The sequence below is a fragment of the Streptomyces sp. NPDC090106 genome (genome assembly GCF_044747265.1).
Taxonomy (GTDB): Bacteria; Actinomycetota; Actinomycetes; order Streptomycetales; family Streptomycetaceae; genus Streptomyces.
On record NZ_JBIVDS010000011.1, the window covers coordinates 25,339 to 33,193 of the forward strand.

Annotated in this window: 5 protein-coding genes; 3 read left to right on the top strand and 2 right to left on the bottom strand. The window is 70.4% G+C overall.

What is annotated here, in order from left to right; genetic code table 11:
- The first annotated feature begins 706 nt into the window (after window positions 1-706).
- A complete protein-coding gene (locus tag ACIPSE_RS31785; RefSeq protein ID WP_401669320.1) occupies window positions 707-1,333 on the top strand; it encodes a hypothetical protein in 627 nt (208 codons plus the stop codon).
- A 606-nt stretch (window positions 1,334-1,939) separates the two neighbouring features.
- Entirely contained in the window at window positions 1,940-2,893 is a 954-nt protein-coding gene (locus ACIPSE_RS31790; protein ID WP_401669322.1) for a hypothetical protein, read from the top strand.
- Between the two features lie 234 nt (window positions 2,894-3,127).
- On the opposite strand, the gene ACIPSE_RS31795 is transcribed toward ACIPSE_RS31790, so the two are convergent.
- Both ACIPSE_RS31795 and ACIPSE_RS31800 read right to left on the bottom strand, forming a co-directional pair.
- A complete protein-coding gene (locus tag ACIPSE_RS31795) occupies window positions 3,128-6,001 on the bottom strand; it encodes a BTAD domain-containing putative transcriptional regulator (protein ID WP_401669325.1) in 2,874 nt (957 codons plus the stop codon).
- A 121-nt stretch (window positions 6,002-6,122) separates the two neighbouring features.
- Entirely contained in the window at window positions 6,123-6,974 is an 852-nt protein-coding gene (locus ACIPSE_RS31800; RefSeq protein ID WP_401669327.1) for a hypothetical protein, read from the bottom strand.
- A 220-nt stretch (window positions 6,975-7,194) separates the two neighbouring features.
- On the opposite strand from ACIPSE_RS31800, the gene ACIPSE_RS31805 reads away from it, so the two are divergent.
- Complete coding sequence (locus ACIPSE_RS31805) at window positions 7,195-7,728, top strand: sigma-70 family RNA polymerase sigma factor (protein ID WP_401669329.1); 534 nt, start codon at window positions 7,195-7,197, stop codon at window positions 7,726-7,728.
- Window positions 7,729-7,855: the final 127 nt, after the last annotated feature.

A 7,855-nucleotide genomic window follows, 5' to 3' on the forward strand; every position in this document is an offset into this window, starting at 1 on the left:
GGCAGTACGTGATGACGACCCGGCCCAAGTCAGCGATCCACGAGGACGCGGTGTGCGCGTCCGCACCCACCCCAGACAACGAAGGACAGTGAGAGCCATGTTGCGACCGGACCGGCGTGGTGCCGGGAGAGCACTGCCCGACCTGGACACGGATATGCACCGGGCGGACCGCCTCGGGGCCGGACCGTGCCCCGTCTTCATCTCGGACGACGGCACGGTGACGGTGGGCGGCGAGGTCGTCGCCGCGGGTGTCTCCATCGACGACGCCCAGACCGTCGTCCTGGACCGTCTGCATCAGCTGGCGCTGGAGCGGGCGGCGCCGGTGGAGGCGTCGGTTCTGGACCAGCGGCAGCACGTCGTACTGCACATCCGGGTGTTGCAGAACGGCGCGAGCGAACTGACGGAGGGACCACGGCCGTTGAAGGCCCCCGGTCCACCGGCAGATCCAGATGCGCCGGAGGTTCCGAACACTTCGGCGGACACGGGAATCCGAGCGGCCCCGGACATTGTGGAGAGCCCTCACTCCTCGGAGGACGTGCGATCCCTGGACAGCCCGCCCGCACCGCGAAACGCGCGGCCCACACCCACACCCTCGCCCTCGCCCGCCCTGGCATCGGCACAGGAAACAGCCGTTCCAGAGACGGGGGCTCAGCCTGGGAGAGAGACAGGGAGCGGGAGCGGCCTTCGGCGGAATGACGACACCGTCGTGCTGACCGCGCTCGCAGCGCCCGCGCCGCACCCACAGGCGCAGACGGCCTCGGCGGTCCGGACCTCGCCGACGGCTCGGGCGGTGCCGGCCAAGGTGTCCGACGCCGCGCCGGCACCACCTCAGGATCTCGCCCCGGCCCGCTCGACCGAGGAGATCACCGTGCCGGAGGAGATCGCCGCGGCGGTGACCCTGGTCTGCGAAGCCGTGACCGCCGGGGAGCTGACGCAGGCCAAGGCTCAGGCGGCGGTACTGGAACGGCAGTCGGCCCATCACTTCGGGCCGGACCATCTGTACACGCTGGAGGCCCGCGCCCTGGAGGCGTACGTGGCCCATCTGCTGGGCGATCACGCGATGGCGACCACGCTCTCGCTCCAGGTGGCCGCGCTACGGCACCGGCAGGGTGACATTCGGGCCCGCGAGGACATCGAACGGGCGGTGGCCAGCTGGGAGATGCTGGCTGCACCGTTCACCGCCATACCGCTCGGCAAGCGGCTGCTGTCGCTGTGGAAGCAGATCGGCGGAACCGAGGGCGCCGAGCGCTACGCGGCGGCCCAGGGGCGCATGCAGGCGATGGCCCGAGTGACTCCACCGGCGTTCGCCGCGTCCCTGAGGAGCGGTATGTGAGCTGCCCGCCACCCCGTGCCTGATTCATCTCGTCTCCTCAATTCACGAAGAACTTCGGAGTGAGCGGATTCAGGGCCGAATTCTGAACGTACTTCGATTGCGACGCCTACTCCACGCCGTCGGCAATAAAACCCGATGAGGTCGAGATCGAAGACGAAGGCGAGGTCGAAGGCGAGGCGGCCTATGGGGAACGACAACACAATCAGTTCGATCCGGAATCCCCAGCGGTTTCGGAATCGCTTGCGGAGGCGGCTCCGGTGCGACGCCCGTCACCTCGCCATCGATCGAGGACCGCATGGTCTCCTCCGCCTGCGATCATTCGACCTACCGGCCTACCGGCCACCGGGCCATCCACCTCCACTTCGAGGCACGGACACAACCGGTCTTCGGGTCGGGCGTCGGCGCTGCCGCGTCCCGGACCGCTCACGGCGCGTGTCCACGGCGGTCCCGGTCCGCCTCCCCGGACCGCCGGAGATCACGGTTGAGTAACGCGCCGGCTTTCTTAGAACTCGGCAGACGGCGGCAGCCGTATTGCGGACATCAACGGATCTGAAAAGACCAGCACGTCACCATCATCTTCAGGGGTAACCCATGTATCACCTTCGTATGGCCACGCTCACGGCGACCGCTCTGGCCGGCGCGCTGCTTCTGACCGCCTGCGGCAGCGGGGACGCGGAAGGAGTACGGGATTCGGAAACCACGATCCCGGCGGGTGAAGTCAATTTCAAGAGCGGTACTGCCGAGCAGAACAAGGCCGACCTCAGCACGGGTGACTTCGCTGCCAACGCCGCTCCCGCCAAGCAGTCCAAGGAATCGACTCCTGTCATCCGCAACTGGGTCCAGCTGTCCGCCTCTTCCGCGGGTGACCTCGACCCCGTGGTGACGAACGCGGCCGGATTCGTGCTCTACCGGTTCGACAAGGACGAGCCCTCGAAGTCCAACTGCTTCGACGCGTGCGAGAAGACCTGGCCCCCCTACCTCGTCAAGCCCAGCGGCAAGGTCTTCATCGACGGCATCGACAAGGCCGATGTCGGGTTCATCCGGCGCGGCAAGGGATTCCAGCTGACCCTGAACAAGGCCCCCATCTACCTCTTCAGCAAGGATCTCGCCCCGGGTGACACCAACGGCCAGGGCGTGGGCGGTACATGGTTCGGTGTGACCCCCGACGGTCAGCGCGCCGGCCAGGACGGCGACGCCGCCGAGCCGGAGATCGAGGACAACGGCACCGGCGGTACGTCCGGAAGCGGGACGGCCGGCAAGGAACTGGTGGAGCGCTCCGAGGACGGCCTCTACAAGTTCGTCGACGACCCCAACGACTCGGAGAGCGCCGCGGGAACGGTCTCCGGGCGCGGCTGCAAGAACACTGCCCTCGGCGGCGCGATCTCCGCGATCAGCCCCGACGACGACCAGTCCGTCGGCAAGCCCATCAAGCTGTGGGACGGTCCCAACTGCACCGGGAAGTCCCTGCTGCTGGAGCGTGGCGTCTCTGCCAACCTCGCCGCGCAGAACTTCGACAACAAGACCCGCTCGGTCTTCATCGGTGAGTTCGCGGCTGAGTGATGACCCGGCGCACCTGACAGCGGGTGGTCCCCGCACAGCAGGCCACCTCCGTCGAGGCACTCACTTCTTCGACAGAGGTGGCCGCCCGCGTTCGCCCGTGGCTGCCGGCAGCCCCACGGCGGGAGTACTGCGCGTCCGCGGCGTCGGACAGGCACCGGCCGGAGGCCGGAGCACCTGTCTGAAGGACACCGCCTGAAGGCACCGCCTGACGTGCCGCTGACGGGGTCGGCCGGTTCAGGGCACTGGATCGTCGGCACCCCGCCCGGAGTTCAGCCGCTCGCGCAGGGCTTCGGCGTCGGCGTGGCCGAGGTCGTCCATGACGGCCAGGGCCTCGGTCCAGGCGGCGCGGGCCGCGACCGGTGCGTCCGCACGGTGGTGGGTGTCCCCCAGGCGGGTCAGGGTCCCTGCGGTGAACCAGGGCAGGTCGCCCTGGCGCCGGTACAGGTCGAGGGCGTTCTCGAAGGCGGTGACGGCGTCGGCGTGCTGTCCCAGGTGGTGATGGGCGTGGCCGATGCTGTCCCAGGTATGAGCCGCGTTGAGGTCGTCGCCCAGCTCCAGGCAGAGCGCCAGTGCCTCGCGGCAGTGGTCGAGGGCCTGGCGGTGCTGGCCGAGCAGTACGTGGATCCAGCCGACGGCGTTGAGGGCCGACGCGATCGACGTACGCACACGTGTGATGTCGGACGTCTGGTTCTCACAGGCCCGGAACAGTTCGAGGGACTGCTGGGCAGCGGCCAGGGCCGCGTCCGGATCGCCGCTCTGCTCCACCGCCCAGGCCAGGGTGCGGTAGCTTTCGGCCGCCGCTCGGGGGTCGGCTGCCGCGGTGAAGAGTTCGACCGACCGCCGGGCCTGGTCCGCTGCGCCGTCGAACTGTCCGTGGCCCGCCATGGCCAGTGCGAGACCGCGATGGGCGTATGCCTGGGCGGCCGGGTCCGCCAGTCTGCGGGCGGCATCGAGGGCGGAGCGCTGCATGCGCTCCTCCTCCCGCCAGAGGCCGCGCAGATGGAAGTGGTTGGCGACGGCCCAGGTCAGTTGCCATGTGTGGGTGTCGTGCCGGTGGGCCGCCGCGTACGGCACGGCCGCACTGAGGACCGGCTCCTCGGCGGTGAGCCACGCGGTGGCTCTCGCCGCGTCGCCGCCGAAGTCCTCGGGCCGCACTCCCTCACTCAACCGGGTCAGCGGAATGAGCACACGGGCCCGGTTGGTGAGCCCGGCTGCCCCGTGGGCGGTGTGGAGGTAGTGGTCGAGCATCCGGTGCCGCGCGGTACGGAGGTCCTCGGGGGTCCCGGCGGAGTCGGCGAGTTCGGCGGCGTAGGCGCGGAGCAGGTCGTGGGATGTGTAGCGGCCTGGCCGGGCCTCGTCGAGGAGGTGGATGCGGACCAGGCGGTCGATCGTGCGCCGGGTGTACGTGCGGGGGAGTCCGAGGAGGCTCGCGGCAGCGGGCACGGTGATGTCAGGGCCGGGGTGCACGGCGAGGAGGCGGAAGAGTCGGGCCGCGTCGGGGGAGAGCGCGTGGTACGACCACGAGAACACCGCGCGGACGTCGGCCGCAGTGTCACCGATGTCCTCGAAGGCGCCCAGGTCGGCCGCGCTGGCACGGAGTTCGGCCGCGAGGGCGGCGAGCGGGAAGCCGGGGCGGAGGGCGGCGCGAGCCGCGGTGACGGCGAGGGCGAGCGGGAGACGGGCGCAGCGGGTGACGATCTCGTCGACGGCGTCCGGTTCGGCCGCCACCCGGGCGGCGCCGAGACGGCGGGAGAGCAGGTCGCGGGCCTCGGCTGGGGTGAGGACGTCGAGACGGACGGGGTGGGCGCCGTCGACGGCGACGAGGCCGGTGAGCTGGTCCCGGCTTGTGACGATCGTCAGACACCCCGTGGTTCCGGGCAGCAGCGGGCGTACCTGTGCGGCGTCGCGGGCGTTGTCAAGCAGCAGGAGAACTCTGCGGCCGGAAAGATGGGTGCGGTAGGCGGTGGTGAGCGCGTCGAGGTCCTGGGGCAGGGTCCGCAGGTCGGCTCCGAGGGACGCCAGCAGGGTGCGCAGCGCCTCCTCGGGAGCGGTCGGCACACCGACGGGGTCGAAGCCTCGGAGGTTCAGGTAGAGCTGTCCGTCGGGGAATCGGTCGGCGACCCGGTGGGCCCAGTGCACGGCGAACGTGGTCTTGCCGACGCCGGCCGTTCCGGCGATCGCGCTGACGACGACGGTGCCGTGCGGGGACAGGGATTCCGCCCGGGAGAGTTCGGCCTCCCTGCCCACGAACACCGTTATGAGGTGCGGCAGTTGGGAGGGAACCAGCCCGGTGGACGGTTCGGCCGGGGAGGAAGGGGTGGTCGGCGAGGACGTGGGTGAGGGACCGAGGAGGCCGGGGTCGGCGCGGAGGATGCGCTGGTGCAGGGTCCGCAGGGCCGGGCCGGGGTCGACGCCCAGTTCCTCGGCGAGCCGGTCCCGGGCCTCCTGATAGGTGTCGAGTGCGGCCGCCTGACGGCCCGAGCGGTAGTAGGCCAGCATGAGCAGTTCGTGGAAACGCTCGTCCAGGGGATGCTCGACGACCAGTTCTGTCAGTTCGGCCGTGGCCTGCGCGGCGGCGCCGAGGCCCAGTTCGGCGGTGAGGCGGGCCGCCGTGACGGCCAGCCGCATCTCGGTGAGGCGATGGCGTTGCCGCGCCGTGTGATCTCCAGGAAGTCCGGCGAGCGCGGTGCCGTGCCAGAGAGTCTCCGCCTCCTGAAGGAGTTTCACCGCTTCCGCGTCGTCGCCCGCGGTCCGCGCGCGTTCGGCCCGGGTGCTCAGATCCTGGAACCGACGCACATCCAGTTCGCCCGCGTCGCGCAGCTGATAGCCGCCCTGGACGGAGCGGATGACGGAGTCCGCGGGGTCTGTGCCCACGTCAAGAGCCTTGCGGAGCCGATGGACGTAGGTGCGGAGAACGGCTGCCGCGGAGGCGGGCCCGTTCGGCCCCCACACGGCCTCCGTCAGTGCGGCTGTGGACACCTGCGCGGCCTCGGCCAGCAGCAGCGCAGCGAGGACCACGCGTTGCTGTGGCGGGCCGAGGCTGATCTCCCTGCCGCCGCGCCAGGCCCGGACCGGTCCCAGCAGCGAGAACCGTAGGGGCTGTTCCACCGTCGAAGCCTCTCCGCGATCCCCGTGCACGGCCTCCAGTCTCTCAGGAGCGAGATGCGGCGTGCAGAGAGGCGTCGGAGCGCGGTGACGGCCGGCCGGATGTCGGCGGCATCGGCTGATGTCAGCGCGTGGGCCCGGTACTTCGGGAGGTGCCGTGCGCGGGCCACTGGGGGGTCGACGGACCGGCTACCGGAGTGCTGCGAGGCGGTTCGGGAAGGGGACGTCGGGCTCCGGAACGGCGCAGCGCCGCCACCGTCGCCGTCGCATGGTGGTCGTGGGCGGCCGGCGGGGGTGCCGGTGTACGTCGTGATGCCTGCTCTTGCGCTCTTCGAGTCTCGACGTTGCGCTGCACTGCCGCTATCGACCGGCGTGTGTCCGATGACGCCCACCCGAGCGTGAACGTCTGCTCGCGCAGTCGGGCGGTCAGATCGGCGACTTCGAGGGGCCGCCTGCCCGATGAGAGGCGCAGGCTGATCAGTTCGTCCACCTGGGCGCGCTGCCTCTGTGCTTCGTGCAGAAACGACTCCAGCCGATTGCCGGCCGAGCCCAGCTGTTCCGCGTGCAGAAGCCGCTTCCTTCCTCGTGCGCCGCCGGGATGTCCCCTTCCCTCGCGCAGTGCCTCGTCCCGCTTCTCACCGGCAGTATGTACCTGCTGCCAGCAGGCGTTATGGGCACCGATGAACTCCTCGTAGGCACGGGCGAACTCCTGGTGCGCGCGGTACTCGTCCACCATCTTGCTCACGCGCGCGTTGCTCCTCGAAGCCGCCCCGGCGGCGACGTCTCCCGGTTTCGGCCGGAAGAACGGGACGAGCCATCTTTCGCGCAGAAGCCGGTCCAGGTGGTCGAAGGTGTTCCACAAGCTGTTCGGGGGCAGGTCCAGCTTCGGCGCGAACAGCTTGTCGGCGGTGAGGCGGCGGCCGGAACCGTAACGGTAGTCGTACACGGCGTCGGCGATGCCGTTTGCGGATTGCACACCTGGCTCCTTTCCCGGGGCCGCGTTCCCTGTGCCACGCCCCGGTCTCATGGACTGCTACGCCCCGGGGCCTCAGTTGAGTTCACGGTGGCGTCGCGCACGCCGTAGACAAGTCATCAACGGGACGTATACGCGGGGCTGGTTGCCTGGTTCGGGCCAGGACGACCGCCGGTGACGGCGGCGCCGACGTTCCGCACCAGAAACCCGATGCACGATGGACATGCCTGACACAGCCCGCGCGAACCCCTTGCTCGGACCCGGCCTGCTGGATGACCTGATGGCCACGCACGCCCCCGCTGTCATCGCCTACGCCGAGAAGATCCTCCGGGACCGGCATCTCGCGGAGGACATCGCCCAGGAGGCGTTCATCCGGGCCTGGCCGCACACGGAGCGGCTCTGTTCCACCGCCGGTTCCATCCGCGGCTGGCTGCTGACCGTGGCCCGTCACCTGATCATCGACCGGTCACGGAGCTCCATGGTGCGCAACGAGGTCGTCGGTGCGGACGAGATGTTCGAGACGGGCCGTCGGGAGAAGGCGCTGCCGGACCACGCCGAGTCCGTCGCCACCTCGCTGCACACCCACGCGCTGCTGCACGGCCTCTCCCCCGAGCACCGGGAAGTGGTCCTGCACATCTATGTGTTCGAGCACAGTGTGCGGGAGACGGCCGATCTGATCGGGATACCGGTCGGCACGGTGAAGTCCCGACACCACTACGCGCTCAACGCCCTGCGTTCGAGACTCGCCGCGGAATGACCAGTGGCGGGGGGGCGGCCGGGGGGGGGGGGGGGCGGGGGGGGGGGGGGGGGCGGGCGCCCGGGGGGGGGGGGGGGGGGGGGCCGGGGGCGGGGGCCCGGGGGTGGGGGTTGGACGACACCCACAG